Origin of the sequence: Ralstonia psammae, assembly GCF_958405935.1 — a bacterium.
Lineage (GTDB): Bacteria > Pseudomonadota > Gammaproteobacteria > Burkholderiales > Burkholderiaceae > Ralstonia > Ralstonia psammae.
On sequence record NZ_CATZBU010000002.1, the window covers coordinates 118,171 to 144,831 of the forward strand.

Annotated in this window: 22 protein-coding genes and 1 pseudogene; 8 read left to right on the forward strand and 15 right to left on the reverse strand. The window is 64.3% G+C overall.

Translation table 11 applies throughout. From position 1 onward, the window contains the following. Nucleotides 1–3: 3 nt before the first annotated feature. The 15 genes and pseudogenes from ssuD to R2N16_RS04270 all read right to left on the reverse strand — a co-directional run bounded on the left by ssuD (nt 4) and on the right by R2N16_RS04270 (nt 18,947). Nucleotides 4–1,167, reverse strand: coding sequence for an FMNH2-dependent alkanesulfonate monooxygenase (gene ssuD / locus R2N16_RS04200; RefSeq protein ID WP_316664310.1), 1,164 nt, complete (start codon nt 1,165–1,167; stop codon nt 4–6). Between the two features lie 34 nt (nt 1,168–1,201). Beyond that, nucleotides 1,202–2,224, reverse strand: coding sequence for an aliphatic sulfonate ABC transporter substrate-binding protein (locus R2N16_RS04205; protein WP_316664311.1), 1,023 nt, complete (start codon nt 2,222–2,224; stop codon nt 1,202–1,204). A gap of 5 nt (nt 2,225–2,229) precedes the next feature. Then, on the reverse strand, nt 2,230–3,234 hold the full coding sequence (locus R2N16_RS04210; protein WP_316664312.1) for a sulfonate ABC transporter substrate-binding protein: 1,005 nt from the start codon (nt 3,232–3,234) through the stop codon (nt 2,230–2,232). A gap of 117 nt (nt 3,235–3,351) precedes the next feature. Continuing rightward, nucleotides 3,352–3,975, reverse strand: a complete 624-nt coding sequence (gene ssuE / locus R2N16_RS04215; protein ID WP_316664313.1) for an NADPH-dependent FMN reductase — start codon at nt 3,973–3,975, stop codon at nt 3,352–3,354. Nucleotides 3,976–4,005: 30 nt separating this feature from the next. After that, a complete protein-coding gene (locus R2N16_RS04220) occupies nt 4,006–5,016 on the reverse strand; it encodes a sulfate ABC transporter substrate-binding protein (RefSeq protein ID WP_316664314.1) in 1,011 nt (336 codons plus the stop codon). Nucleotides 5,017–6,200: 1,184 nt separating this feature from the next. Then, entirely contained in the window at nt 6,201–8,789 is a 2,589-nt protein-coding gene (clpB, locus tag R2N16_RS04225; protein WP_316664315.1) for an ATP-dependent chaperone ClpB, read from the reverse strand. A 151-nt stretch (nt 8,790–8,940) separates the two neighbouring features. Further along, complete coding sequence (locus R2N16_RS04230; RefSeq protein ID WP_316664316.1) at nt 8,941–11,118, reverse strand: 3-hydroxybutyrate oligomer hydrolase family protein; 2,178 nt, start codon at nt 11,116–11,118, stop codon at nt 8,941–8,943. Nucleotides 11,119–11,261: 143 nt separating this feature from the next. Next, nucleotides 11,262–11,642 carry a fluoride efflux transporter CrcB gene (gene crcB, locus R2N16_RS04235; protein ID WP_316664317.1) on the reverse strand — a complete coding sequence of 127 codons (381 nt, stop codon included), beginning with the start codon at nt 11,640–11,642 and terminating at the stop codon, nt 11,262–11,264. A gap of 15 nt (nt 11,643–11,657) precedes the next feature. Then, entirely contained in the window at nt 11,658–12,179 is a 522-nt protein-coding gene (gene moaE / locus R2N16_RS04240; protein ID WP_316664318.1) for a molybdopterin synthase catalytic subunit MoaE, read from the reverse strand. A gap of 16 nt (nt 12,180–12,195) precedes the next feature. Beyond that, on the reverse strand, nt 12,196–12,453 hold the full coding sequence (gene moaD, locus R2N16_RS04245) for a molybdopterin converting factor subunit 1 (RefSeq protein ID WP_232042652.1): 258 nt from the start codon (nt 12,451–12,453) through the stop codon (nt 12,196–12,198). 12 nt (nt 12,454–12,465) lie between these two features. Then, the gene (locus R2N16_RS04250; protein ID WP_316664319.1) at nt 12,466–13,725 is read right to left on the reverse strand and encodes a molybdopterin molybdotransferase MoeA; all 1,260 of its coding nucleotides are present in this window, start codon (nt 13,723–13,725) and stop codon (nt 12,466–12,468) included. An 81-nt stretch (nt 13,726–13,806) separates the two neighbouring features. Continuing rightward, a complete protein-coding gene (locus tag R2N16_RS04255; RefSeq protein WP_316664320.1) occupies nt 13,807–14,424 on the reverse strand; it encodes a uracil-DNA glycosylase family protein in 618 nt (205 codons plus the stop codon). A gap of 125 nt (nt 14,425–14,549) precedes the next feature. After that, nucleotides 14,550–15,995, reverse strand: coding sequence for a threonine synthase (gene thrC / locus R2N16_RS04260; protein ID WP_316664321.1), 1,446 nt, complete (start codon nt 15,993–15,995; stop codon nt 14,550–14,552). A 15-nt stretch (nt 15,996–16,010) separates the two neighbouring features. Continuing rightward, the gene (locus R2N16_RS04265; protein WP_316664322.1) at nt 16,011–17,330 is read right to left on the reverse strand and encodes a homoserine dehydrogenase; all 1,320 of its coding nucleotides are present in this window, start codon (nt 17,328–17,330) and stop codon (nt 16,011–16,013) included. A 100-nt stretch (nt 17,331–17,430) separates the two neighbouring features. Next, a pseudogene (locus R2N16_RS04270) lies at nt 17,431–18,947 on the reverse strand (pyridoxal phosphate-dependent aminotransferase). Between the two features lie 22 nt (nt 18,948–18,969). Between R2N16_RS04270 and R2N16_RS04280 the strand changes: the two are divergent. From R2N16_RS04280 to R2N16_RS04315, 8 genes are all read left to right on the forward strand, one after another. Further along, nucleotides 18,970–19,350 carry an Mth938-like domain-containing protein gene (locus R2N16_RS04280; RefSeq protein ID WP_316664325.1) on the forward strand — a complete coding sequence of 127 codons (381 nt, stop codon included), beginning with the start codon at nt 18,970–18,972 and terminating at the stop codon, nt 19,348–19,350. 4 nt (nt 19,351–19,354) lie between these two features. Next, on the forward strand, nt 19,355–21,025 hold the full coding sequence (locus R2N16_RS04285) for a glycosyltransferase family 39 protein (protein ID WP_316664838.1): 1,671 nt from the start codon (nt 19,355–19,357) through the stop codon (nt 21,023–21,025). 126 nt (nt 21,026–21,151) lie between these two features. Further along, the gene (locus tag R2N16_RS04290) at nt 21,152–21,523 is read left to right on the forward strand and encodes an SMR family transporter (protein ID WP_124380948.1); all 372 of its coding nucleotides are present in this window, start codon (nt 21,152–21,154) and stop codon (nt 21,521–21,523) included. Nucleotides 21,524–21,562: 39 nt separating this feature from the next. After that, nucleotides 21,563–22,723 (forward strand): DegT/DnrJ/EryC1/StrS family aminotransferase, encoded by a 1,161-nt coding sequence (locus tag R2N16_RS04295; RefSeq protein ID WP_316664326.1) that lies wholly within the window; start codon nt 21,563–21,565, stop codon nt 22,721–22,723. A 7-nt stretch (nt 22,724–22,730) separates the two neighbouring features. Beyond that, the gene (locus R2N16_RS04300) at nt 22,731–23,726 is read left to right on the forward strand and encodes a glycosyltransferase (RefSeq protein WP_316664327.1); all 996 of its coding nucleotides are present in this window, start codon (nt 22,731–22,733) and stop codon (nt 23,724–23,726) included. Nucleotides 23,727–23,734: 8 nt separating this feature from the next. After that, on the forward strand, nt 23,735–24,664 hold the full coding sequence (locus tag R2N16_RS04305) for a formyltransferase (RefSeq protein ID WP_428984093.1): 930 nt from the start codon (nt 23,735–23,737) through the stop codon (nt 24,662–24,664). A 16-nt stretch (nt 24,665–24,680) separates the two neighbouring features. Continuing rightward, a complete protein-coding gene (locus R2N16_RS04310) occupies nt 24,681–25,745 on the forward strand; it encodes a bifunctional UDP-4-keto-pentose/UDP-xylose synthase (protein ID WP_316664329.1) in 1,065 nt (354 codons plus the stop codon). A 22-nt stretch (nt 25,746–25,767) separates the two neighbouring features. After that, nucleotides 25,768–26,661 carry a 4-deoxy-4-formamido-L-arabinose-phosphoundecaprenol deformylase gene (locus R2N16_RS04315; protein WP_316664330.1) on the forward strand — a complete coding sequence of 298 codons (894 nt, stop codon included), beginning with the start codon at nt 25,768–25,770 and terminating at the stop codon, nt 26,659–26,661.

The following is a 26,661-nucleotide window of genomic DNA, read 5'->3' on the forward strand; positions in this document are numbered from 1 at the left end:
GTCTCAGCTTGCGGCCACGCGGGGCACGATGCCCGTGGCAATCACTTCGCCAAACGGCCCGTTGAGCACGTTGCCCGGCAGCTTGTCGCGCACCGAGCGCGGCAGCAGCGGGAACACCAGCTCGGCAAAGCGATACGCCTCTTCCAGATGCGGATAACCGGAGAGCACAAAGGTATCGATGCCCAGCTCGGCGTATTCCTGCATGCGCGCGGCCACGGTTTGCGGGTCCCCCACCAGCGCCGTGCCGGCACCGCCGCGCACCAGGCCCACGCCGGCCCACAAGTTCGGGCTGATCTCCAGATCGGCGCGCGTGCGTTTGACGCCGTTGGCGTGCAACGCGGCCATGCGCTGCTGGCCGGCCGAATCCATCTTGCGGAAGGCCGCTTGTGCGCGGGCAACGGTGTCGTCGTCGAGCTTGCTGATGAGCTTGTCGGCGGCCGCCCACGCTTCATCCTCCGTCTCGCGCACGATCACGTGCAGGCGGATGCCAAAGCGCACGGTGCGGCCATGCTTGGCAGCACGCGCACGCACGTCGGCCAGTTTCTCGGCCACGGCAGCAGGCGGTTCGCCCCAGGTGAGATACGTGTCGACCTGCTCCGCCGCCAGCGCGTGCGCCGCTTCCGACGACCCACCGAAATACACCGGCGGATGCGGCCGCTGCACGGGCGGATACAGCACCTTCGCGCCCTTCACGCTGAGGTGCTTGCCGGTGTAGTCCAGCGCAGCGCCTTCGTGGCTCGCAGCCAGCGTTTCGCGCCAGATGCGGATGAACTCTTCCGATGCCTCATAGCGCTGCGCGTGGTCCAGGAACAGGCCATCGCCGGCCAGCTCCGCCGGATCACCACCCGTGACGAGATTCACCAGCAGACGCCCGTTCGACAAACGGTCGTACGTGGCGGCCATGCGTGCGGCCAGCGTCGGTGCCATCAGCCCGGGGCGCACCGCCACCAGAAAACGCAGGCGCTTCGTCACCGGAATCAGGCTCGCGGCGACGATCCACGGGTCTTCGCACGAGCGGCCCGTGGGAATGAGCACACCCTCGTAGCCCAGCGTATCGGCGGCCACGGCCACCTGCTGCAGATAGGTGTGATCGACCTGGCGTGCGCCCTCGGCGGTGCCGAGATAACGGCTGTCGCCGTGGGTCGGGATGAACCAGAAGACTTGCATGACAGCTCCTTGGACTGTGTTTTTCCTGATCAGCTCAAGCGCGGGCAATTGCCAGTTGCGCCGGGGTCGGGTGCCAGACCAGTTCGATCGGCTTGACGGGGCGCGGAATCAGCCCCAGCCCGTGAAAGGCATCGGCCACGCGCTGCTGCTCCGCAACCGCTTCCGGCGTGACGGGCCGCACGGGCGAAGGCGGCCGCCGCGACAGAAACAGGTGCACCGTCGCCAGCGACAGCCCGGAGAAATCCGCAATGCGCTGCGCGGCCTCTTTGCGGCTCTCCTGCACGAGCCTGTCCGCGCGCGAAAGCTCCGCGAAGATCGCGGCGACGGTGTCGCCGTGCTTCTCGGTAAATGCGGTCGGTGCGAAGTAGAACGAGTTGTTGGACGACAGCGTGCGCCCGGTGGCCAGAACGCGCGGCTTGATCGCCAGTTCGGTGGCGGCGTAGTACGGGTCCCAGATGCCCCAGGCGTCGACGCTGCCGCGCTCGAAGGCTGCGCGCGCATCCGCCGGTGTCAGATACACGGGCTGGATGTCGGCAAAGCGCAAGCCGCCCTTCTGCAGGCCCCGCACGATCAGGAAATGCGCACTGGAGCCTTTCTGCAGCGCCACGCGCTTGCCCTTGAGGTCCGCCAGCGTCCTCAGCGGCGAGTCCTGCTGCACCAGGATGGCCGAGCTGTCCGGCTTGGGCGGCTCCACGCCCACGTAGCGCAAGTCCTTGCCGGCCGCCTGCGCGAACACCGGCGGCGTATCGCCGGTGATGGCCAGATCGAGGCTGCCTGCGGACAGCGCTTCGAGCTGCTGCGGCCCGGCGGGAAACTCCAGCCAACTGATCTTGGTGCCCGGAAAGCGCTGTTCCAGCGCGCGATTCTCTTTGACGATGACGAGGTTGACCGCGCTCTTCTGAAAACCGATGCGCAATTGCGCAGGCGGTGTCACCTGGGGCAGGCCAGCCGGAGCCGTTCCAGCATTGGCGGCATGCGCGACCGGGCCGAGCGTGGCCAGCGATGCGCCCGCCACAGAGGCGCTCAGCAGGCGGCGGCGTTGAATATCGATGGTCATGGCGATCAGCGAGCCGCTTGTTGCGTCGTCGGTTGCGCGTTCGGCTTCCAGACGGAATCTGCCACCTTCACCGGACGCGGAATCAGCTTGAGCGCGTGAAACGTATCGGCAATGCGCTGCTGATCGGCCAGTGCTTCCGGCCCGACCGGCTGGATGCCGTAGGCAATGCGCGAAACCGAGCGCGCCACCACGGCCGGCTCCAGACCGAGCTGCGGGCCGAGGATGGTCGTGACCTCCTTCGGGTTGGCAACGGCCCAGGTGTCCGTCTTCTTCAGTTCATCGAGCACGACGTTCAGCACATCGGGCCGTGCGCCCGCATAGCCCTTGGAGGCCAGGAAATACTGCGAGTTGTTGACCACGCCCGTGCCATCGGCCAGCACGCGGGCGCCGAGCTGCTGTTCGGCGGCGGCAAAGAACGGGTCCCAGATCACCCAGGCGTCGATAGCACCGCGCTCAAAGGCGGCACGCGCATCGGCGGGTGTCAGGTAGACGGGCTGGATGTCGCCGTAGGGCACGTTGGCCTTTTCCAGCAGCTTCACGAGCAGGTAGTGCACGTTCGAGCCCTTGTTGAAGGCCACCCGCTTGCCTTTGAGATCGGCCACGCTATTGAGCGGCGAGTTCTTCGGCACGATGATCGCCTCGCCGGCCGGCGCGGGTGGTTGATTGCCCACGTAGACGAGATGCGCCCCGGCCGCCAGCGCGAAGATCGTCGGCGCTTCACCCGTGGTGCCGAAATCAATGGCGCCCACGTTCAGGCCCTCGAGCAACTGCGGGCCGGCGGGAAACTCCGTCCACTTCACCTCGATGCCCTGCGCGGCAAGGCGCTTTTCCAGCGTGCCGCGTGCCTTGAGCACTGTCAGCGTGCCGTACTTCTGATAACCGATGCGGAGTTGCTTGGCGGCGGTCGGGGGCGGTGCATCGCTGTTGGCAAATGCGGCGGGTGCGCCGAGCGTGGCAAGCAGCGTGGCGGCGATGGTCAAAGTCCTGCGCAGTGGTGAGTGGATGTTCATGGCAAGTTCGGTCGATGCGGGGTGTATGGGCGGCATGCGCCGCGCGCAGAGGCTGCGCGGCATCACGACAAGAGCACATGTGGAAACGCGGAGAGCGGGCGATGCGCGCTCAGCGCATCAGGCCAGACATCGCATGGGTTCCGCGCCAGCAGCCTGCAGGGTGGCACGCACCGCGCTGCGACTGGAAACGATCACCTGCGCTACGGCCGGGTGGCGGGCCAGCGCAAGCGCCTGATGCACACGCTCCACGCCGTCGTCGAGGCGCTGTTGCAGCGAGGGGTCAACCGTCACGCCGTCATCCGCCACAACGATCTGCGAATCGACGGCGAAGATGCCCGGCAGGATCGAGCGCGCCGCCAGCGCCGTCAGCACCGGGCGCAATGCGTAATCGATGGCCAGCGTGTGGGCCAGGCTGCCGCCGGTGGCAATCGGCAGCACGACCTTGTCGCGCAGCCCGCTCTGCGGCAGCAGATCGAGAAACGTCTTGAGCAGCCCGCTGTAGGCCGCCTTGTAGACCGGGGTGGCAAGGATCACCACGCCGGCCGCCTCGACCCGTGCCACCGCATCGGCAATGGCGGGGTCGGACACCTGCGCACCCAGCAGCGCATCAGCCGGCAGGCTGCGCAGGTCCAGGTGATCCGCCCGCTCGCCGGCGCGTTCGAGCTGCGCGCGCACGTGGCCCAGCAGGCGCGCAGACCGCGACTGCGCCGAAGGGCTGCCGGAGATGGTGAGAATTTGCATGATGCGGATCACCCGATGTCGTGGCTCGGCTTACTTGCTGCCGGGTTGATAGAGTTGGTCAAACTGCCCGCCGTCGGCAAAGTGCGTCTTCTGTGCCTTCTGCCAGCCGCCGAACGTGTCGTCGATGGTCACGAGCTTCACCTTCGGGAATTCGGCCTCGTGCTTCTTGGCCACGGCCGGATCGGTCGGGCGATAGAAGTTCTTCGCGCCGATCTCCTGGCCCTGCGGCGTGTACAGGAATTTCAGATAGGCCTCCGCGGCTTTGCGCGTGCCCTTCTTGTCGGCCACCTTGTCGACCACCGCCACGGGCGGCTCGGCCAGGATGGAGATGGACGGCACCACCACGTCGAACTTGTCCTTGCCTTCCACGCGCGAGGCCAGCAGCGCTTCGTCTTCCCACGCGATCAGCACATCGCCGATACCGCGCTCAGTGAAGGTGGTGGTCGCACCGCGTGCGCCCGAATCGAGCACCGGAACGTTCTTGTAGAGTTTCTGCACGAAGTCGCGGGCCGCGCCATCTGAGCCGCCCGGCTGCTTGAGTGCATAGGCCCACGCGGCCAGGTAGTTCCAGCGCGCGCCGCCGGACGTCTTGGGGTTGGGCGTGATGACGGCAATGCCCGGCTTGACCAAGTCGTTCCAGTCCTTGATGCCCTTCGGGTTGCCCTTGCGCACCAGGAACACGATGGTGGAGGTGTACGGCGAGGCGTTGTGCGGCAGGCGTTTCTGCCAGTCCTTGCCGGTCAGGCCCTTCTCGGCGATCGCGTCGATGTCGTAGCCCAGCGCCAGCGTCACCACATCGGCATCCAGCCCGTCGATCACGGACCGCGCCTGCTTGCCCGAACCGCCATGCGAGGCGCGCAGGGTAATGTCCTCACCCGTTTCGGCCTTCCACTTCTTGGCGAATTCAGTGTTGATTTCCTTGTACAGCTCGCGCGTCGGGTCGTACGACACGTTCAGCAGCGTCGTTGCCGCATGCGCACCTACGGTTCCCCCCGCCACGATGGCAGCCGCGATGGTGTTGAAGACAAACTTGCGAATCATCTTGCCCGCTCCGTTCTGATCTTGATGGATTTGGAATAGGAGCAAGACTACCGAGCGGGCCTTCTACGGGGAACGAATGGTTTCAGGGAATGTTCATTGGTTTTTGCATAAAGGCGGGGATTGGGGCTGCGCGGATGCGGGGCAAAGGGCTTTGGGCGGGCGGGCGAGCGTGGTGCTTGAGGGTCAAACCCTGGGCGTTGGGTGTTGGAGAACCGAGCTTGGGCCTTGGACAGCGGGACTCCGTGGGTTTTGGGTGGAGGCCGGGCCTTGGAGAGACGTTGGGTCGACTGTTTTTGGGTGGAGCTTGGGGGTTGGAGGGTGGAGCTTGAGGGTTTTTGGGTGACGCTTGAGTGTTGGAGGGTAGAGATTGAGGGTTTTAGGGTGGAGTTCCAGTCTCGGACGGTGGAGCTCGAGGGTTTTTGGGTGGACTTCCAGTCTTGGATGGTGGGGCTCGAGGGTTTTAGGGTCGAGTTCGGGTGTTGGAGGGCGAATTGCCCCGGCCCCAGGGAGTGTCAGTATTTCCGTGTTCAAGGGGGCTTCCTTGGCCCGGGCGTTTTTTTGTTGGTGGTGCATCTGTTGTTTCACCCCCTGCCGGGGGCGACTCACTTTCTTTGTCTTGCCAAAGAAAGTAAGCAAAGAAAGGCGCGCCCGATGCGGCGACCCCTCCTTGAATTTCTGTCGCAAGGAGGGAGGGGAGGCAAACTCGCTGCGCTCAGACAGCCTCCCCTCTTTTTCCTCCTTGCAACAGAAATTCAAGGCGCCGCATAGGGCAGGGAGAGGCCAAACCGTCGATCACCCGTGCAGCAGGAGCCACCAACACAACGCGAAGCAAAGCGAGCAACGACAGCAAAAAACGAGTGCCAGCCAGGCCAGCACACCGTCGGTTTGGCCTTTGACGTTCCTGCCCTTGATGGCGCCTTGGATTTTTGTTGCGGGGAGGATCAAGAAGGGAGGCCTGTCTGAGCGAAGCGAGTTTGCCTCCCTTCCCTCCCCGCGACAAAAATCCAAGGGGAAGTCGCCATCTCGGGCGCGCCTTTCTTTGCTTACTTTCTTTGGCAAGACAAAGAAAGTGAGTCGCCCCCGGGCAGGGGGTGAAACAACAGATGCACCACCAACAAAAAAAACAGAGCAAAAAAAAACCGCTCTGGAAAACCAGAGCGGTTCTTTGAAGCCCAAAAACAACTTCAGTGCACAACCCGATCAAACGAGAACTGCCCATCCCGATAATCCACCGGCACCACATCCTTCGGCGCAAACTTGCCCTCCAGGATCATCCGTGCCACCGGATTCTCAAGCTGCTGCTGGATCGCCCGCTTCAACGGCCGCGCCCCGAACACCGGGTCGTAACCCGCAGATGCCAGCTTGGCCACGGCCTCGTCGGTGATCTCCAGCGCCAAGTCCATCTGCGCCAGACGCGCAGCCAGTCGCTTGAGCTGGATCCGCGCGATCGATTCGATGTTGCGTTGGTCCAGTGCGTGGAACACCACCACCTCGTCGATCCGGTTCAGAAACTCGGGGCGGAAATGCGTCTTCACTTCCTGCCACACCGCGCCCTTGATCACGTCCGCCGGTTCCGTCGCCATCTGCTGGATGAGCTGCGAACCGAGGTTGGACGTCATCACGATCACCGTGTTCTTGAAGTCCACCGTGCGGCCCTGGCCATCGGTCAGGCGGCCGTCGTCCAGCACCTGCAGCAGCACGTTGAAGACGTCCGGGTGAGCCTTCTCTACTTCATCGAGCAGCACCACGCTGTACGGCTTGCGACGCACGGCTTCGGTCAGGTAACCGCCCTCTTCGTAGCCGACATAGCCCGGAGGCGCACCGATCAGGCGGCTCACGGAATGCTTCTCCATGAACTCGCTCATGTCGATGCGGATCAGGTGGTCTTCGGAGTCGAACAGGAAGCCGGCCAGCGCCTTGCACAGCTCCGTCTTGCCGACGCCCGTCGGGCCCAGAAACAGGAACGAGCCGTACGGCTTGTTCTCGTCCGCAATGCCGGCGCGTGAGCGGCGGATGGCGTCGGACACCAGGCGCACGGCCTCGTCCTGGCCAACCACGCGCTCGTGCAGGCGGTCTTCCATCTTGAGCAGCTTCTCACGCTCGCCGGTCATCATCTTCGACACAGGGATGCCCGTGGAGCGGCTCACGACCTCGGCGATTTCCTCGGCACCCACCTGCGTGCGCAGCAACCTGTTCGGCTGCTTCTGGCCGGCGGTCTCGGCATCGGTCGCGGCCTTGAGCTTGCCCTCCAGCTCGGGCAGCTTGCCGTATTGCAGTTCGGCCACCTTGTCGAGCTTGCCTTCACGCTGCAGTCGGTTGATCTCGAGCTTGATCTTGTCGATCTCTTCCTTGAGCGCGGCCGCACCCTGCGCGGCGCCCTTCTCCGCCTTCCAGATCTCGTCCAGGTCGGCGTATTCCTTCTGCAGCCGCTCGATCTCCTGTTCGATCAGCTCAAGGCGCTTCTGCGAGGCTTCGTCGGTTTCCTTCTTGACGGCTTCGCGTTCGATCTTGAGCTGGATCAGGCGGCGGTCGAGCTTGTCCATCGCCTCGGGCTTCGAGTCGATTTCCATCTTGATGCGCGCAGCCGCTTCGTCGATCAGGTCGATGGCCTTGTCGGGCAGGAAGCGGTCGGTGATGTAGCGGTGGCTGAGTTCAGCCGCGGCCACGATCGCCGGGTCGGTGATCTCCACGCCGTGGTGCAGTTCGTATTTCTCCTGCAGGCCTCGCAGGATGGCGATGGTCGCTTCCACGCTCGGCTCGTCCACCAGCACCTTCTGGAAGCGGCGCTCGAGCGCGGCGTCCTTCTCGATGTACTTGCGGTATTCGTCGAGCGTGGTCGCACCGATGCAATGCAGCTCGCCGCGCGCAAGCGCCGGCTTGAGCATGTTGCCGGCATCCATCGCGCCTTCGGCCTTGCCCGCGCCCACCATGGTGTGGATCTCGTCAATGAAGAGGATGGTCTGGCCCTCTTCCTTCGCGATGTCGTTGAGCACGGCCTTCAGGCGCTCCTCGAACTCGCCGCGATACTTGGCGCCGGCGAGCAGGCCTGCCATGTCGAGCACCAGCACGCGCTTGTTCTTCAGGCTCTCGGGCACCTCACCGTTGACGATGCGCTGCGCCAGGCCCTCCACGATGGCCGTCTTGCCCACGCCCGGCTCACCGATCAGCACCGGGTTGTTCTTGGTGCGGCGCTGCAGGATCTGGATGGCACGGCGGATCTCGTCATCGCGGCCGATGACGGGATCGAGCTTGCCGATGCGCGCACGCTCGGTGAGGTCGATCGTGTACTTCTTAAGCGCCTCGCGCTGGCTCTCGGCCTCGGCGCTGCCGACGGTCTGGCCGCCGCGCACGGCATCGATGGCGGCTTCGAGCGTCTTGCGCGCCAGACCGTGCTCGCGCGCGATGCGGCCGGCCTCGCCCTTGTCGTCGGCCACGGCCAACAGGAACAGCTCGCTCGCGATGAACTCGTCCCCGCGCTTGATGCCCTCTTTTTCGGTCTGCTGCAGCAGGCTGCCCAGGTCACGGCCGACCTGCACCTGTTCGCCGCCCTGCACCTGCGGCAGGCGCTTGATGGCGTTGTCGAGCGCAACCTCGAGCCCCTTGGCGTTGACACCGGCGCGCGACAGCAGGTTCTTGGTGGCCCCATCAGGCTGGCGCAGCATGGCAAGCAACAGGTGGACGGGTTCGATGTACGGATTGTCGTTACCCAGCGCCAGGCTCTGCGCGTCGGCCAGCGCTTCCTGGAAGCGGGTAGTCAGTTTGTCCAAACGCATTAAAAACCCCTTGCGGAAAATGTTTCACTTGTTCCGAAAGATAGGGAGCGTCGGTGGCATTTCAAGCGCGCAAACACAGCTTTCGATGCAGCTTTGTGCCAGATCAAGCGGCCGCGCACCCTCGCGGGCACGTGGCCGCCTGAAATCCGCATCAGTTCGGCACCGAGACGGTCGTCACGCCGCCCGATACGGTTACCGAGATGCGGTCACCCGCCGCCGGGGTGGCCGTGAAGTTCGGCACATTGGCCGCGCTGATGGCGGGCGCGGCACCGGGTGTACCGCCGCGCGGTGTCGTACGCACCACCTGCGACGGCGGCAGCGGCGTGCCGCTCTTCAGGTACGCATACATCGCATCGAGGGCGCGTTGCTCATACAGCACCAACGGCACGAACAGCGTGTCGTAACCCGGAACGAGGTCGATGAAGCCGTCGAAATGCTGCGCGTTCATCACTTCGATATACGACAGCTTGCTGGACCCCCCTTCCACCTTGGCATTCAGCCCCAGGTATGGGCGCGAGCCGTGATTGACGGGCAGCAGCGCATCGTTGCGGCCCTGCACGATCAACGCCGGCTTGCCCTGCAGATTGCCGGTGCGCAGGGTCTGGCCGATGCCCGTCTGCAGCGATTGCGAAGCGGCATCGGCACCGCTCAGCAGGTTGCGCAGGCAGAGCGCGCCATCCAGGTTGGCGGCCTGCGTGCCGGTCGAATCCACCGACTGGTTGCTGCGTGTCGGCCCGCCCTGCGCGTTGTTGTTGACGAGTTGCACGCCGGAGGTGGGCGGAATGCCGTTGCCAAGCGCCGCCATCTGCGCAAGCGCCGTGGCGTTCACCGCCGTCGGATGGAACGAGGCGTCGGTTGCCGCGAAGCTCAGTCCGCACAGGTTGTCGGTCACGCTGGCGCGCGACAGTGCGTTGCCGAAAGTGGTTGCCACCGACGGGTCGATCTCGTAGAACGACATCGACGCGTGCACCAGGTCCGACTCGGGCTCCCAGCCATAGGCGCGCATCTTCTGCAGGGCTTCGTCCGCCTGTGCGGCCGCCGTGGTGGACGTCAGCAGCCCGGCCGCTTTGAGCGCAGCGCAACGGTTGGCCTGTACGCCTGCCGGGAACGTCGTCAGGCTCGTAAAGAACGCCTGCGCCGGTGCGGTGGCAACGCCCGCAGACGACGCCGCGCACAGCCGGAACACATTGGCGTAGCTCACGTAGTCGAACAGCGGCTTGCCGGTGGTCGGCAGCGGCGTACCGCCACGCGCGACCTGCACGCCGGTATTGGCCGGCAGGTTCAGGCCCGGCTCGCCGACTGCAACGCCGTCGATCCATCCGCCTGTGTCCTGCTCGGCCGCCGCGATGGCCGCGCCGCCGCCGTTGGAGATGCTCGACGCGATGACGATGGTGTTGTTCGGCCGCACCGGCAACGCGCTGCCAACGAGCGCACCGTTGACCCCAGCGATCTTGTCGTTGATCGCCCAGAAGGCGAACTGCACGGCCTGCAGCGTGAACAGGCCCCAATCCTTCTCGGGGTTGCGCTGCGAATGCGCGTGCTTGAACGCCAGCCTGTTCGGCGTGGCGGTGTTGAACGCGGCCAGCTGGCTGCTGGTGAGCGGTGCAGCAAAGTGCGCGTTGGAGCCGGCTGCGCTGCGCGTGGTGCGCGTGCCGTCCTGCAGAGCAACGGTGTCGGTGGCCAGATCATGCGGGCCGGCGCCCGTGCCCTTGTCGGTATAGGCGACGGCGCACTTGCGCTTGAGGCCCCACTCGCCGGTGGAAATCGCGCCGTAGACTCCACGCGAGCCTGACGAGGTGGCGGTGATGATGCAGGGGTTGTTGACGTCGAAGCTGTCCGGAATCTGCACGAGCAGCACGACGTTCTGCTGGCCAGTGCCGTCGTCGGAATACGTCACGTATTCGCTCCCGGCGATCATGCCGGAGCCCTGCGTGACGTTGCCGCTGGCATCGACATTCGGGCCGTAAAGCGTGCCGTAGCCGCCTTTGGCTGCCGTGTCGACCAGTGCGCGGTAGTTGGCGTAGATCGCCAGGCGGCGCAACTCGGCTGCCGTGGGCGCTGCTGCGTTGGCAATGGTCGGTGCGGTGGCCGAAGCCAGGCCGCTTGCGCCAAGGCCGGCGGTCAGCAGGTCGTCTGATACGCCGTCGTAACGGTTGATGGTCACCTTGCCGGCAAAGGCCGGCTTGGTATTGCCCGGCACGCTGTTGCCATCATTGCCGCCGCCGCAGGCACTCAGCACGCCGCAGCCAGCCAGGACCACGGCCCCGGCCGCGATGAGGTTGCTTGCCCAGACGTGCCGTCGCGGGCGCGCCGTTCGGGTTGGTTTCATTGCGTCTCCTTCTCGCTATGGATGGAACAACACAAAGCAACCTGGGCGGCCTTCGATACTGCACGTCCTACGCCACCGCAGGCACTACCAGTATGTGAACGCAGCTTCTCATTCGCAACGCATTTGCAAGATCGACCTTGCGATCAACTGAACGTGCGCACCGTCCAGAGACCGAGCATGGTGAGGAACAGCGAGCCACCCAGATGCGCCACGATATGCAGCACGCCCATCAGGTGGTCACCTGCCAGGATGTTGGCGACAACCTCACTGGAAAACGTCGAGAACGTCGTCAGCCCGCCCAGAAAACCGGTAATGACCAGCAAACGCCATTCTGGTGGCAGCCCTGTGTGCGTGTCGAAAAAGCCTACAGCAACGCCGATCAGATAGCCCCCCACCAGATTGGCTGCCAGCGTGCCGTACGGCAAGGCCGGATTGATGGCATTCCACAAGACGGCGAACATCCAGCGCAACCAGGCTCCCAGCGCAGCCCCCACCCCTACTGCCAGAATGCCCATGCCGCTCATGCGGTCGCGTCCTTGTTATTCGTAGTCGTTGGGTTGCGCCGACGCGCCGGGCTGATCGGCCGTGCTTGTCGCGGCGTTGCTCGTGGCAATGCCCCATCGGGCGAGCGCCTTATCGTCCGTGACACGCGCATCGACCCAGCGCGCGCCTTCGGGCGTCTGCTCCTTCTTCCAGAAGGGCGCCTCGCTCTTGAGGTAATCCATGATGAATTCGCACGCGGCAAAGGATTCGCCACGGTGCTTGGAAGCCACCGCCACCAGCACGATCTGGTCTTGCGGCATCAGCTTGCCAACGCGGTGGATGACAAGGGCATCGATCAGTTCCCAGCGTTGCATGGCAGCGCTCACGATGTCGGCGAGCGCTTTTTCTGTCATGCCAGGATAGTGCTCCAGCTCCATCTCCGACACACCCGTGCCGTCGTTGATGTCTCGCACGGTGCCGATGAAGCTGGCCACCGCCCCGATGTTCGGGCGACCGGCACGGAGCGCTGCAATCTCGGCGCCGAGGTCAAAGTCGGCTTCCTGCACGCGGACGGACATGGGCGCTCTCCTGTGCTCAGCCACCGGTAACGGGCGGGAAGAAAGCGACTTCGCAGCCATCGTGCACGGCGGTATCGGCCGGCACGATCTGATGGTCTACCGCCATACGCAGCGCACGGCCTTCGGCCAGCGTTTCGCCCCAGACGGGACCGCGCTGCGCCAGCCAGCGGCGCACATCGCCTACGGTGCGCACCGCATCCGGCACGACCACCTGCTCTTGCGAGGTTCCCAGTTGTTCACGCACGCTGGCAAAAAACCGAAGCTCGATCTGCATGGCCATTGCTCCTTACACCAGACCCGCGAACGGCAGGAAGCTGACAACATCGCCCTGCGCGATCGGCTGGTTGGGCGGGTTGTCGATCAGGCCATCGCCCCACACGGTGGAGGTCAGCACGCCCGAGCTTTGATTCGGAAACAGGTCCAGCCCTCCGTTGGCATTGATGCGAGCACGCAGGAACTCGTTGCGGCGATCGCCCTTGGGCAGCGCAAAGTCGGCGCGCATCGGGATGCGCTTCGGGGCCACGTCCGTCACGCCTTGCAGGCGCAGGATGAACGGCCGCACGAAGAGCAGGAAGGTGACAAAGCTCGACACCGGGTTGCCCGGCAAGCCAATGAAGAAGGCGGTCGGGCCGCCCACCATGCCTTCGGGTCGGCGCACCTCGCCAAAGGCCAGCGGCTTGCCTGGCTTGATGGCGATCTGCCACATGTTCAGACGCCCTTCGGCTTCCACAGCGGGCTTGATGTGGTCTTCCTCGCCCACCGAAACGCCGCCGGAGGTGATGATGAGGTCGTGCTCCTCGGCCGCTTCGCGCAGGGTGTCGCGCGTGGCCTGCAGCGTGTCGGGCACGATGCCGAAATCGGTGATGTCGCAGCCGAGGTTTTCCAGCAGCGCGCGCAGCGTGAAGCGGTTGGAGTTGTAGATGGCACCGGGCTTGAGTGGCTCGCCGGGCATGGCAAGCTCGTCCCCGGTAAAGAACACGGCCACGCGCGGACGACGCACCACGTGCAGATTGGCGCAGCCGACCGATGCGGCCAGGCCCAGTTGCTGTGGACCGAGGCGCGTGCCGCGCGGCAGGATCTCGGCGCCGTCGGCGATGTCCTCGCCGGCGCAGCGGATCCACTCACCGGATTCCGGCACGTGGTCGATGGTGACGGTGCCGCTGTCCGCGTCGGCCTTGCATTGTTCCTGCATGACCACCGCATCGGCGCCCGGCGGGATCAGCGCGCCGGTAAAGATACGCGCGGCCTCGCCCGCATGAAGCGGCTGGCCGACGTAGCCGGCGGGAATGCGCTGCGCCACCTTCAGGCGTGTGCCCGGCGCGGTGATGTCGGCGGCGCGCACGGCGTAACCATCCATCTGCGTGTTGTCGGCCGGCGGCACGTTCAAGCTGCTGCGCACGGCCTGCGCGAGGACGCGCCCGTTGGCGTGCAACGTCGACACGGTTTCTGTCTCGTGCAAAGCGCGCACTGCAGCAAGCAATTGCGACAGCGCCGCATCGAGCGTCAGCAAGGACGGTTTGACGGCGGGAGCATCGTTGGCGGACATGCGGGAATGGGAAAGCGAAATCGAAAGGGAGATTTCGATTGTATCGGTTCCAGGCCGATGCCATGCATCAGCCCCGGCGTATCAAGCGAATGCGCCGGCCAGGGCAACCCGCAGTGCCGGCACGATGTGCGTGTCAAACCACGGGTTGTGTTTGAACCAGGCCAGATTGCGCGGGCTCGGATGCGGCAGCGGAAACAGCACGCGGCCGTCAGCGTCCTGCACGGGCCCATTGCGCACCACGTCGGTCAGCGACCAATTGCGCGGCACGTCGAGGTAGTTGCGCTGGGCATAGGTGCCCACCAGCAGCGCCAGCCTCACATCAGGCATCGCGGTCAGCAGCAGCCGATGCCATTTGGGTGCGCATTCCGGGCGCGGCGGCAAATCGCCGTTCGCGCCGGTGCCGGGAAAGCAGAAACCCATCGGGACCACGGCGATGCGCCTGTCAGCGTAGAAATCGTCGTACGAAATCTGCAGCCACTGGCGTAGGCGGTCGCCGGAGCGGTCGTTCCAGGGGATGCCGGTTTCGTGAACGATGCGGCCCGGCGCCTGCCCGATGATCAGGACACGCGCGCGGCGGTCCGCCACGACAACCGGGCGAGGCTCGTGCGCCAATGCGCCCTTGCACTCGCGGCAGGCGCGGATGTCGTGCAGGCAGCGCGCGAACGCTGCTCCGGCTACGTCATCCGGCGCGGCTTCCATCTTTCAGAACCTGTTCATGATCCGTAGCAGGCGGCCCGAGATTGGCGCGAGAAGCGCAGCCGTACATGGGTACGGCGAGCATCGCAGCGTCAAGATCGGGACGCGCTGTAGGACCATGGATCGGTTCAAAGGCCGGTGTGCTGGGCGATGTAGCCCTTGATACGGTCAACGTCCGCCGGCATGACTTCAAAGCGCTGCGGCAGCGATTCGATATCAGCGTAGCCGGCCGGACGCTCCGGCTCGCGATCCAGCGCTTCGCGAATGGTGTCGCCAAACTTGGCCGGCAGCGCCGTTTCCAGCACCACCATCGGCACGCCCGGCGTCAGGTTCTCGCGCGCCACCTTCACCCCGTCGGCGGTGTGGGTGTCGATCATCGTGCCGTAGGTGGCGAACACGTCGCGAATCGTATCGACGCGGTCTTCGTGCGAGCTGCGGCCCGAGACAAAGCCGAACTCGGCAATGCGGTCGAACTCCGGCTTGCCCGTCATCGAGAAACCGCCCTTCTCGTCCACGTCGCGGAAGAGCTGCGCGAGGCGCGCCGGATCACGATCCAGCAGGTCGAACACGAAGCGCTCGAAGTTCGACGCCTTGCTGATGTCCATGCTCGGGCTCGACGTGTGGTACGTCTGCGCAGCCGAACGCACGCGGTACGTGCCCGTGCGGAAGAACTCGTCGAGCACGTCGTTCTCGTTGGTGGCAACGACCAGCTTGTCGATCGGCAGCCCCATCATCCGCGCGATGTGGCCGGCGCAAACATTGCCGAAGTTGCCGGACGGCACGCAGAACGACACCTTGTCGCCGATCTTCGGGGCGGCCAGCAGGTAGCCCTTGAAGTAGTAGACGACCTGAGCGACGACCCGCGCCCAGTTGATCGAGTTGACCGTGCCGATCTTCTGGCGAGCCTTGTAGTCGAGATCATTCGACACCGCCTTGACAATGTCCTGCGCGTCGTCGAACACGCCTTCGATGGCGATGTTGAAGATGTTCTTGTCTTGCAGGCTGAACATCTGCGCGGTCTGGAACGCGCTCATCTTGCGGTGCGGGCTCAGCATGAACACGCGCACGCCGCGCTTGCCGCGCATGGCGTATTCGGCTGCGCTGCCCGTGTCGCCGGAAGTGGCGCCCAGGATGTTCAGCTCGGCGTGCTCACGGTCGAGCGCGTATTCGAACAGGTTGCCCAGCAACTGCATCGCCATGTCCTTGAAGGCCAGCGTCGGGCCGTTGGACAGGCACAGCAGCGACAGCGACGTGCCGCCTTCCTCGCCCAGCTTGTGCAGCGGCGTGATGTCGGCGGTGTTGTCGCCGGCACGCGCGTTGCAGTACACCTCGGGCGTGTAGGTGCGGCGGGTCAGTGCGCGCAGGTCATCCTCGGGAATATCGGTGGCGAACTTGCGCAGGACTTCAAACGCAAGGTCTGCGTACGGCAGGTCGCGCCAGCGGGTCAGCTCCTCAACGCTGACATGCGGGTACTGCTCAGGCAGGTACAGGCCGCCGTCCGGCGCCAGGCCACCCAGCAGGATGCGGGAGAAGCTCTGCAGCTCTGCGTGGCCGCGGGTCGATCGATATTGCATGCTCATGTCCTGCGCTTAGTTCAGTTCTTCCATGCGGATCCGCGTGACCTTCGACAGCACGGTCGGGAGCGCTTCGATGGCGGCGATGGCGGCGTTCACGCGTTTCTCCACCGTCACGTGCGACAGCATGATGATGTCGGTCTGCGGCTCGCCTTCGCGCGATTCCTTCTGCAGCATGGCATCGATCGAGATGCCACCTTCGGCCAGGATGCGCGTGATGTCGGCGAGCACGCCGGTTTCATCCGCCACGCGCATGCGCAGGTAGTAGCTGGAGCGCACCTCATCGATCGGCAGTACGGGCGTATCGGACAGCGCATCTGGCTGGAACGCCAGGTGCGGCACGCGGTGTTCCGGGTCTGCCGTGTGCAGGCGCGTCACGTCAACCAGATCGGCGACAACGGCCGAAGCAGTCGGCTCGGCGCCGGCGCCCTTGCCGTAATACAGCGTCGGGCCTACGGCATCGCCGTTCACGACCACGGCATTCATCGCGCCCTCGACGTTGGCGATCAGGCGCTTGGCCGGCACCAGCGTGGGATGCACGCGCAGTTCGATGCCTGCCTCGGCACGGCGCGTAATGCCCAGCAGCTTGATGCGGTAGCCGAGTTCTTCTGCGTAGCGAATGTCGACGGCTTCCAGCTTGGTGATGCCTTCCACATACGCGCGCTCGAACTGCACCGGCACGCCAAAGGCGATGGCGCTCATGAGCGTGAGCTTGTGCGCGGCGTCAAAGCCCTCGATGTCGAACGTCGGATCGGCTTCGGCGTAGCCCAGGCGCTGGGCTTCCTTGAGCACCGTATCGAAGTCCAGACCCTTGTCGCGCATCTCGGTCAGGATGAAGTTCGTGGTGCCGTTGATGATGCCGGCGATCCACTCGATGCGGTTGGCCGTCAGGCCCTCGCGCAGTGCCTTGATGATGGGAATGCCGCCGGCCACAGCGGCCTCGAACGCCACCATCACGCCCTTGTCCTGTGCGGCCTTGAAGATCTCGTTGCCATGCACGGCCAGCAGCGCCTTGTTGGCGGTGACAACGTGCTTGCCGTTGGCGATGGCGCGCAGCACCAGCTCACGCGTCAGGTCATAGCCGCCGATCAGCTCCACGACGATGTCGATCTCGGGCGAATCCACAACCGCAAACGGGTCGTTCACCACCGGCACGGTCGCGCCGGCTTCCTGGACGATGGCGCGGGCGCGCTCGAGATTGCGCACGGCAATCATGGCGACTTCAATGCCGCGACCCGCGCGACGGCGGATTTCTTCCTGGTTCCGTTGCAGAACCTTGAGGGTACCGCCACCGACGGTACCGAGCCCGAGCAGGCCGATCTTGATGGGATTCATGAGACGAGTCGTAAAGAAACGAAAAAGCGGAGAGGCAAAAAACACACAGGGCAGACACCTCGGTCTGCCCCGCAGTTACTGATCTGGCGGAAGACCGATTTTATGCGGCCCGGATGCCAGTACCGTGACGCTGACGGTACCGCTCCAGGAAGCGCGAAATTCGGCCAATGGCTTCACGAAGATCATCTTCGTGCGGCAGGAAGACGATGCGGAAGTGGTCCGGCGAGTGCCAGTTGAAGCCCGTGCCCTGCACCAGCAGCACACGCTCTTCTTCCAGCAACTGGCGGATGAAGGTCTGGTCGTCTTCGATGGGATACACCGCCGGGTCCAGGCGGGGGAACATGTACAACGCAGCCTTGGGCTTCACGCAGGTCACGCCGGGAATCGCCGTGATCAACTCGTGCGCTAGGTCACGCTGACGGCGCATGCGGCCGCCCGGTGCCACCAGGTCTTTAATGCTCTGGTAGCCGCCCAGCGCGGTCTGGATCGCCCACTGCCCCGGCACGTTGGCGCACAGACGCATCGACGACAGCATGTTCAGGCCTTCGATGTAGTCCTTGGCCGGGCGCTTGTCGCCAGACACGACCATCCAGCCCGCGCGGTAACCGCACGAGCGATAGCTCTTCGACAGACTGTTGAACGTCACCGTCAGTACGTCTTCCGACAGCGAACCGATCGCGGTGTGCTTGTGGTCGTCGAACAGAACCTTGTCGTACACCTCATCGGCGAAGATCACCAGGCCGTGTTCGCGCGCAATGGCAACGATGCCCAGCAGCAGTTCGTCCGAATACAGCGCGCCGGTCGGGTTGTTCGGGTTGATGACGACGATACCCTTGGTGTTGGGCGTGATCTTGGCGCGAATGTCGTCCAGGTCCGGCATCCAGCCGTTGGCTTCGTCGCAGATGTAGTGCACCGGCGTGCCGCCCGAGAGGCTCGTCACTGCCGTCCACAGCGGGTAATCGGGCGCCGGCAGCAGCAGTTCGTCACCGGCGTCGAGCAGCGCATTGGTGGCCAGCGAAATCAGCTCCGACGCGCCATTGCCCAGATAGATGTCGTCCAGCGTGACGTTCTTGATGCCCTGCTCCTGCGTGTAGTGCATCACCGCCTTGCGCGCCGCGAAGATGCCCTTGGAATCCGAATACGCTGCCGAATTCGGCAGGTTGCGGATCATGTCCTGCTGGATCTCTTCGGGGGCATCGAAACCGAACACGGCCAGGTTGCCGATATTCAGCTTGATGATCTTGTGGCCCTCTTCTTCCATCTGCTTGGCCTTCTCGAGCACGGGGCCGCGAATGTCATAGCAGACGTTGTTGAGCTTGGCGGATTTCTGGATCGTTTTCACGGGCAAGGCGGCGATTGGCGACGTTGAACGGGCTGTGGAACTACGGGCATTCTGTGGCGCAGCAAAGCGGCGACGATAACGCCACACAGCGGCAGGCGCCGCTTCGCTATTCCTTGCCGGGCATCGTTTATGGCGCGGCGGGCGAAGGAGAGAAAAAGATATAATTTAGCCCATTATGACAGACTTAGGCAGGCATTTTTGCAACGCAGCGAAACCTGCCGGAAGTCTGAAACCTAGCGCCCTTGCCAGCGTGCAGCCCTATGCGCCGCAGGCATGGCGCCCGATGGGATTCCCGCCTTGAAGCTCCATTCATCCGATTCGTCGACCGTCCTCAATACCGTTACCGGCTATGGCGACGGCTATATCGAAATCAACAAGGTGCGCTACGCGCACTCCGTGCTGGTGATGCCCGAGGGTGCCGTGGTGCCATGGGATGTGTCGCGCTTTGAAGACCTGGCGCCCGAGCACTTCGCCCGCCTGCTCGAACTGGGCGCCGAAGTGGTGATCTTCGGGACCGGCAACAAGTTGCGCTTCCCGCACCCGCGACTGACGGTGCCGCTCACCGAAAAGCGCATCGGCGTGGACGCCATGGACCTGCAGGCCGCCGGCCGCACGTACAACATCCTGATGCTGGAAGGCCGCAAGGTGGCCGCCGCCCTGCTGATCGAGCGTGCCTGACCGCATGCCGATCGACCGCACGAACCCCGCGCCCAGCTTGCCCTGGCGCAATGCCTCTTTGTGGCTGCTGGCCGCCGCGCTTGTGGCCGTCTGGCTCGGCACACTGGGCTACCGCCACCTGATCCCCACCGACGAAGGCCGCTACGCCGAAATCGCGCGCGAGATGCTCTCCTCCGGCGACTGGGTGACCATCCGCTACAACGCCCTGAAGTATTTCGAGAAACCGCCGCTGCAGATGTGGGGCACCGCACTTGCCTACACGCTGTTCGGCATCGGCGACTGGCAGGCGCGGTTGTTCACCGCGCTTTCCGGCATCGTCGGCATTGTTTTTACGATGCTGGCGGCGGCGCGCTGGTGGGGCAAGCGGACAGCCGTCCTCAGCGGGCTGGTACTGGTGAGCGCGCCTCTGTGGAACGTAGGCTCGCACTTCAATTCGCTCGACATGGGCGTGGCCGGCTGCATGACGATGGCGCTGGGCGCGCTGTTGCTCGCGCAGCATCCGGATGCCACGCGGGCTCAACAACGCGGCTGGATGTGGGCCTGCTGGGCGTCGATGGCGTTGGCGGTACTGAGCAAGGGCCTGATCGGCGTGGTGCTGCCGGGCTTTGTGCTGGTGGTCTACACGCTGGTCGCGCGCGACTGGGCTCTGTGGAAACGCCTGCATCTCGTCAGCGGTCTGGTTGTCTTCTTTGCCGTGGGCGCGCCGTGGTTCGTATTGATCTCGATGCGCAACCCGGAATTCGCGTGGTTCTTCTTCGTGCACGAGCATTTCCAGCGCTTCACGTCGACCGTGCACAATCGCAACGCGCCGCTCTGGTACTTCGTGCCATTGCTGGTGGCTGGTTTCCTGCCGTGGCTGGCGCAATTGCCCGGTGCCGCACGCCTGGCCGTCACCCGTGGCGAAACCGCCAGCAATGGCTTTCGCCCCACGCTGCTGCTCGGCCTGTGGGCCATCCTGATCTTCGCGTTTTTCAGCATTTCCGACTCGAAGCTGCCGGGGTATATCTTCCCGGTCATCCCGGCGCTGGCGGTTCTGGCGGCCCTGGTGCTGGAGCGCACCAGCCAGCACGCATGGCGCTGGCAACTCAGAGCCTTTCTGGCGCTCGCGCTGATCGGCCTCGCGGCCAGCGGTTATGTGGCGACAATGTCGTCGGACATGTACGCGAATGCGGTGTTTTCCCGCTTTGCGATGTTCCTGGCCGTGGCGTTCGTGGCAGGAGCGGGGTTCACGTGGCTCGCGCTTCGCTTGGCGGAAAGGCGCTTCGAGAGCGTGCTTGCATTTGCGTGCGCGTGGTTCCTGACGTTTACCGTCGCGATGCTCGGCCACGAAGCGTTCGGGCGCTCGATGTCGGGTATCGATCTCGTGCCTGCCGTCAAGCCGTGGCTCAAGCCGGACGTGCCGTTCTATGCGGTGGAGCGTCTGGACCATACAATGCCGTTTTACCTCAGCAGACCCACCATCATGGTGCAGGAACCGGATGAACTGGCCTTCGGCGTCGAACAGGAGCCGGCCAAGTGGGTTCCGACCACCGAAGCGTTCGTGGCCCGCTGGAAGGCTGGCGGCCAGGCCGTCGCCATGATGGGGCCGGGCACCTATGACCGGCTGACAGCCCAGGGCGTACCGATGATCGTGATCGCCCGCGATGCCCGCCGCGTGATCGTCCGGCGCAACTAGGTTTCACCGCCACGGATTGTCGAAAGGGGCGTGCAAGCGGAATTGTCGTAACATGCGCCCCGGCGGCGGGATTGAGAACATCCGCACGGGGAAACCGCCGCAGTCTGCCAAACATCAAAAGAACACATGAATCTGGTCACTTTCGGGCTGATCCTGACGGGCGTCATGCTCAATGCCTGCGCTCAACTGCTGCTCAAGGCGGGCGTCAACAACATTGGCCGCTTTGCGTTTTCGGCCGACAACATCCTGCCGATCGGCATCAAGCTTGCAACGCAGTGGCCCATCATCGGCGGCCTGTCGTGCTACGTCATCTCGGTGGTGGTGTGGATTCTCGGGCTGTCGCGCGTGGATGTGACCATCGCGTATCCGATGCTCTCGCTGGGCTACGTGGTCAACGCCTTCCTGGCGTGGTATCTGTTTGGCGAAGTGCTGTCGCTGCAGCGCCTGATCGGCATCGCGATCATCCTCGTCGGCGTGCTTGTGCTGGCTCGTTCGTGAGCCGATGTGTCCACACCAGCACTCAACCTCATTCAAGTCATGACGCAAACCACCGCCACTGCCGAACTTCCGTTCCTGCCCTTCGTGCGCCCGACCATTGACGAAGCGACCATCGCCGCCGTGGCCGATGTGCTGCGCTCGGGCTGGATCACTTCGGGCCCCAAGGTTGCCGCATTCGAAGCCGCGCTGTCGGAATATTTCGGCGGCCGCATCGTTCGCACCTTCGCCAACGGCACGGCGACGATGGAGGTCGCGCTGCGCATCGCTGGCATCGGCCCTGGCGATGAGGTCATTACCACGCCGATCTCGTGGGTCGCCACGTCCAACGTGGTCCTGACGGTCGGTGCCAAACCCGTCTTCGCCGACATCGACCCGGTTACGCGCAATATCGATCTGGACAAGGTCGAGGCCGCCATCACGCCGCGTACCAAGGCCATCATTCCGGTCTATCTGTCGGGGTTGCCCGTCGACATGGATCGTTTGTACGACATCGCCCGCCGCCACAAGCTGCGCGTGGTGGAAGACGCCGCGCAGGCCATTGGTTCGCGCTGGGGCGAAAAGCGCATCGGCCAGATTGGCGACCTGGTCAGCTTCAGCTTCCAGGCCAACAAGAACATCACCACCATCGAGGGCGGCGCCCTGGTGCTGAACACGCCCGAAGAAGCCGTGCTGGCTGAGAAATATCGCTTGCAAGGCGTCGTGCGCACAGGCTTTGATGGCATGGAAGTCGACCTGGTAGGCGGCAAGTTCAACCTGACCGACGTGAATGCGGCGATCGGCCTGGGGCAATTCGCACAGCTTGAAGCCGTGACCGCACGCCGTGCCGCGCTGGCCCGCCGCTACTTTGCCGGCATGCGCGCGGCCGACATCGAGTCGTTCGGCGTCGAGCTGCCGGTGGAAGACTTCACGCACACCAACTGGCACATGTTCCAGATCGTGCTGCCGCTGGATCGACTGAAGGTGGATCGGGCCGGCTTCATGGCTGGCCTGAAGGCGCTGGGCATCGGCGCGGGCGTGCACTATCCGCCCATCCACCTCTTCAAGCTCTATCGCGAACTCGGCTGGAAGCCGGGCATGTTCCCGGTGGCCGAGCGCATTGGCCGTGCCATTGTTACGCTGCCGATGTTTGCCGGCATGGAAGATTCCGATGTGGATCGCGTGGTCAGCGCGGTCCGCCAACTTTGCGCCCAGTACCAATAATCCAATAATGAAGACACCCGCTCTCTCGGTCGTCATTCCTGTTTACAACGAAGAAGAGGGGCTCGCTGCGCTGTTTGCGCGCCTGTATCCCGCACTCGACGCACTCGGCATTTCGTATGAAGTCGTGTTCGTCAACGACGGCAGCCGCGACCGCTCCGCAGCCATGCTGGCCGAGCAATTCCGCGCGCGCCCGGACAGCACGCGCGTCGTGCTATTCAACGGCAACTACGGCCAGCACATGGCCATTCTGGCCGGCTTCGAACATGCGCGCGGCGAGCGCGTCGTCACGCTCGATGCCGACCTGCAGAACCCGCCGGAAGAAATCGGCCGCCTGGTCGAAAAGCTCGACGAAGGCTATGACTACGTCGGTACCATCCGCCGCGTCCGCCAAGACAGCTGGTTCCGCCGCACCGCGTCGCGCGCGATGAATTCGCTGCGCGAGCGCATCACGCACATCAAGATGACCGACCAGGGCTGCATGCTGCGTGCCTACAGCCGGACCATCGTCGACACCATCAACCGCTGCCGCGAAGTCAACACCTTCATCCCGGCACTGGCCTACACGTTCAGCAAGAACCCGACCGAAATCGAAGTCGACCACGAAGAGCGCTTCGCGGGCGAGTCGAAGTACTCGCTGTACAAGCTCGTGCGCCTGAATTTCGACCTGGTGACGGGCTTCTCGGTGGTGCCGCTGCAATGGTTCTCGGCGATCGGGATGCTGCTGTCGCTGGGCTCGGCGGTGCTGTTCATCCTGCTGGTGGTGCGGCGCTTCATCCTGGGCGCGGAAGTCCAGGGTGTGTTCACGCTGTTCGCCATCACGTTTTTCCTGATGGGCGTGCTGCTGTTCGGTATCGGCCTGCTGGGCGAATACATTGGCCGCATCTATCAACAGGTGCGCGAGCGCCCGCGCTATCTGGTGCAGGGTGTGCTGGAGGAGGCGTCGCACCTGCATGAAGCCGGTGCTGCCGATCTGAAGACGGCCTCGCAGCGGGGTATTGCATGAGTTCCGACATCAAGCGGCGCGCCGTCGTTTTCGCGTATCACAACGTCGGCGTGCGTTGCCTGCGCGTGCTGGCCGCGCACGGCATTCAGGTCGAACTCGTTGTCACGCACGAGGACAACGCCGCTGAGAACATCTGGTTCGGCAGCGTGCGCGCCACGGCACAGGAACTGGGCATCCCCTACATCACACCGGACAACGCAAACGGTGACGACCTGCACGCCCGGATCGCCGCCATCGCCCCGGATTTCATCTTCTCTTTCTATTACCGGCACATGATCCCGATGCGCCTGTTGAGCCTCGCCAAATTCGGCGCGTTCAACATGCACGGCTCGCTGCTGCCCAAGTACCGCGGCCGCGTGCCCATCAACTGGGCGGTGCTGCACGGCGAAACCGAAACCGGCGCCACGCTGCACGAAATGGTCGAAAAACCGGATGCCGGCTATATCGTCGACCAGACCATCGTCCCGATCCTGCCCGACGACACGGCGCACGAAGTGTTTGAAAAGGCCACGGTGGCTGCCGAACAGACCCTCTGGCGTGCGCTTCCCGCCATGATTGCCGGGCAGATTCCGCAGCACCCGAACGTGCTCGCCAACGGCAGCTATTTCGGCGGCCGCAAGCCCGAAGACGGCCGGGTCGACTGGTCCAAACCGACCCAGCAGGTCTATAACCTGATCCGGGCAGTCGCCCCGCCCTACCCGGGTGCCTTCACGGACGCCGGCAGCGAGCGCTACATCGTCGCGCGAGCCCGTCTGGCGCACCAAAACTTTACGAATTTGCCGCCGGGCTTGCACGTCGTGGATAATGCGATGTTCGGCGTGTGCGGCGATGGGGGAGCCATCGCCATTCACGAGCTCTGGCGCGTCGAGCCCCAAGCTGCCGGCGGAACGTCTGTCGTGACCGCGCAGCAGCTCGCCAGCCAGCTCGCCCTCTCCTGATCTTGAGTTTGCCTTCATGAAAAAAGTACTGATCCTCGGCGTCAACGGCTTCATCGGCCACCACCTGTCCAAGCGCATCCTGGAGACCACCGATTGGGAGGTCTACGGCATGGACATGCAGACCGAGCGTCTGGGCGACCTGATCAACCACCCCCGCATGCACTTCTTCGAGGGTGACATCACCATCAACAAGGAGTGGGTCGAGTATCACGTGAAGAAGTGCGACGTGATCCTGCCGCTGGTGGCCATCGCCACGCCGTCGACCTACGTCAAAGACCCGCTGCGCGTGTTCGAGCTGGACTTTGAAGCCAACCTGCCGATCGTTCGCTCGGCTGCCAAGTACGGCAAGCACCTGGTCTTCCCGTCGACCTCCGAGGTCTACGGCATGTGCAGCGATTCGGAGTTCGATCCGGAGGCCTCGCCCCTGATCTACGGCCCGATCAACAAGCCGCGCTGGATCTACGCATGCTCGAAGCAGCTGATGGACCGCGTGATCTGGGGCTACGGCATGGAAGGTCTGAACTTCACGCTGTTCCGTCCGTTCAACTGGATCGGCCCGGGCCTGGACTCGATCTACACCCCGAAGGAAGGTTCGTCGCGCGTGGTGACGCAGTTCCTCGGCCACATCGTGCGCGGCGAGAACATCAAGCTCGTCGACGGCGGCAGCCAGAAGCGCGCCTTCACGTATATCGATGACGGCATCGACGCGCTGGTGCGCATCATCGCCAACAAGAACGGCGTGGCCTCGGGCAAGATCTACAACATCGGCAACCCGTCGAACAACTACTCGGTGCGCGAACTGGCCAACATGATGTTGGAACAAGCCGCCAACATCGATGAGTACAAGGACACGGCCAAACAGGTCCAGCTGGTGGAAACGACCTCCGGCGCCTACTACGGCAACGGCTACCAGGACGTGCAGAACCGCGTGCCGAAGATCGCCAACACCATGGAAGACCTCGGCTGGAAGCCGACCACCGTGATGAAGGACGCGCTGGCGAATATCTTCGAAGCGTATCGCACGCACGTGGCCGAAGCCCGCAGCCTGGTCGAAGACGGCAACGGCAACAGCAACAAGTAAAAGCAACACCCCGCGCAGGTTCATGGCCCTCATCGTCCTCAAGATCGACGTCGACACCCTGCGCGGCACCCGCGAAGGCGTGCCCAACCTCGCGCGCATGTTGCGCGAGCACGAGGCGGGCGCGACCTTCCTCTTCAGCCTCGGCCCGGATCACACCGGCTGGGCGCTGCGCCGGGCCTTCCGCCCCGGTTTCCTGAAAAAGGTTTCCCGCACGTCGGTCGTCGAGCATTACGGCTTTCGTACGCTGATGTACGGCGTGCTGCTGCCGGGCCCCGACATCGGCCGCAAAGCCGCTGCCGAAATGCGTGCCATTGCCGAGAGCGGTTTCGAGACCGGCATCCACACGTGGGACCACGTGCTCTGGCAAGACAACGTCCGCCAGCGCGATGCCGGCTGGACCGCTCGCCAGATGACCGCTGCCCACGCGCGTTTCGTCCAGGTGTTCGGCAAGCCGCCCGTTACACACGGCGCCGCCGGCTGGCAGATGAACGACCACGCCTTCCGTCAGATCGACAACTGGGGCATGGCCTACGCCTCCGACGGCCGGGGCACGCATCCGTACATCCCGAGCGTTGACGGCAAAGCGCTGAACCACGTGCAATTGCCGACCACGCTACCCACGCTGGACGAACTGATCGGCGTGGGAGACATCACCCTCGACAACGTGGCCCGTCATATCCTGAAGATGACCGAGTCCGACCGCGATCAGGTATTTACCTTGCATGCAGAACTTGAAGGGCAGAAACTCGCCCCGATCTTCCGCGAGTTGCTGCGAGGCTGGCGCGCGCAGGGCCATCGACTGGGGTCGATGGGCGATTACTACGCGACACTCGATCGCGGTACCCTGCCCGTGCAGCCCGTCACGTGGGGCGAAGTTGCCGGCCGCAGCGGCAGCCTGATCGTTCAGCCGGCCTGA

Bases quoted from the DNA above. Each gene is read 5' to 3' on its own strand.
- R2N16_RS04295 (WP_316664326.1), top strand. From the start codon at position 21,563: ATGACGCAAACCACCGCCACTGCCGAACTTCCGTTCCTGCCCTTCGTG.
- R2N16_RS04315 (WP_316664330.1), top strand. From the start codon at position 25,768: ATGGCCCTCATCGTCCTCAAGATCGACGTCGACACCCTGCGCGGCACC.
- R2N16_RS04285 (WP_316664838.1), top strand. From the start codon at position 19,355: ATGCCGATCGACCGCACGAACCCCGCGCCCAGCTTGCCCTGGCGCAAT.
- ssuD (WP_316664310.1), bottom strand. From the start codon at position 1,167: ATGCAAGTCTTCTGGTTCATCCCGACCCACGGCGACAGCCGTTATCTC.
- moaD (WP_232042652.1), bottom strand. From the start codon at position 12,453: ATGCAGATCGAGCTTCGGTTTTTTGCCAGCGTGCGTGAACAACTGGGA.
- thrC (WP_316664321.1), bottom strand. From the start codon at position 15,995: ATGCAATATCGATCGACCCGCGGCCACGCAGAGCTGCAGAGCTTCTCC.
- R2N16_RS04250 (WP_316664319.1), bottom strand. From the start codon at position 13,725: ATGTCCGCCAACGATGCTCCCGCCGTCAAACCGTCCTTGCTGACGCTC.
- R2N16_RS04265 (WP_316664322.1), bottom strand. From the start codon at position 17,330: ATGAATCCCATCAAGATCGGCCTGCTCGGGCTCGGTACCGTCGGTGGC.
- crcB (WP_316664317.1), bottom strand. From the start codon at position 11,642: ATGAGCGGCATGGGCATTCTGGCAGTAGGGGTGGGGGCTGCGCTGGGA.
- R2N16_RS04205 (WP_316664311.1), bottom strand. From the start codon at position 2,224: ATGACCATCGATATTCAACGCCGCCGCCTGCTGAGCGCCTCTGTGGCG.
- R2N16_RS04290 (WP_124380948.1), top strand. From the start codon at position 21,152: ATGAATCTGGTCACTTTCGGGCTGATCCTGACGGGCGTCATGCTCAAT.
- R2N16_RS04230 (WP_316664316.1), bottom strand. From the start codon at position 11,118: ATGAAACCAACCCGAACGGCGCGCCCGCGACGGCACGTCTGGGCAAGC.
- R2N16_RS04220 (WP_316664314.1), bottom strand. From the start codon at position 5,016: ATGATTCGCAAGTTTGTCTTCAACACCATCGCGGCTGCCATCGTGGCG.
- R2N16_RS04310 (WP_316664329.1), top strand. From the start codon at position 24,681: ATGAAAAAAGTACTGATCCTCGGCGTCAACGGCTTCATCGGCCACCAC.
- R2N16_RS04210 (WP_316664312.1), bottom strand. From the start codon at position 3,234: ATGAACATCCACTCACCACTGCGCAGGACTTTGACCATCGCCGCCACG.
- R2N16_RS04255 (WP_316664320.1), bottom strand. From the start codon at position 14,424: ATGGAAGCCGCGCCGGATGACGTAGCCGGAGCAGCGTTCGCGCGCTGC.
- R2N16_RS04300 (WP_316664327.1), top strand. From the start codon at position 22,731: ATGAAGACACCCGCTCTCTCGGTCGTCATTCCTGTTTACAACGAAGAA.
- moaE (WP_316664318.1), bottom strand. From the start codon at position 12,179: ATGTCCGTCCGCGTGCAGGAAGCCGACTTTGACCTCGGCGCCGAGATT.
- ssuE (WP_316664313.1), bottom strand. From the start codon at position 3,975: ATGCAAATTCTCACCATCTCCGGCAGCCCTTCGGCGCAGTCGCGGTCT.
- clpB (WP_316664315.1), bottom strand. From the start codon at position 8,789: ATGCGTTTGGACAAACTGACTACCCGCTTCCAGGAAGCGCTGGCCGAC.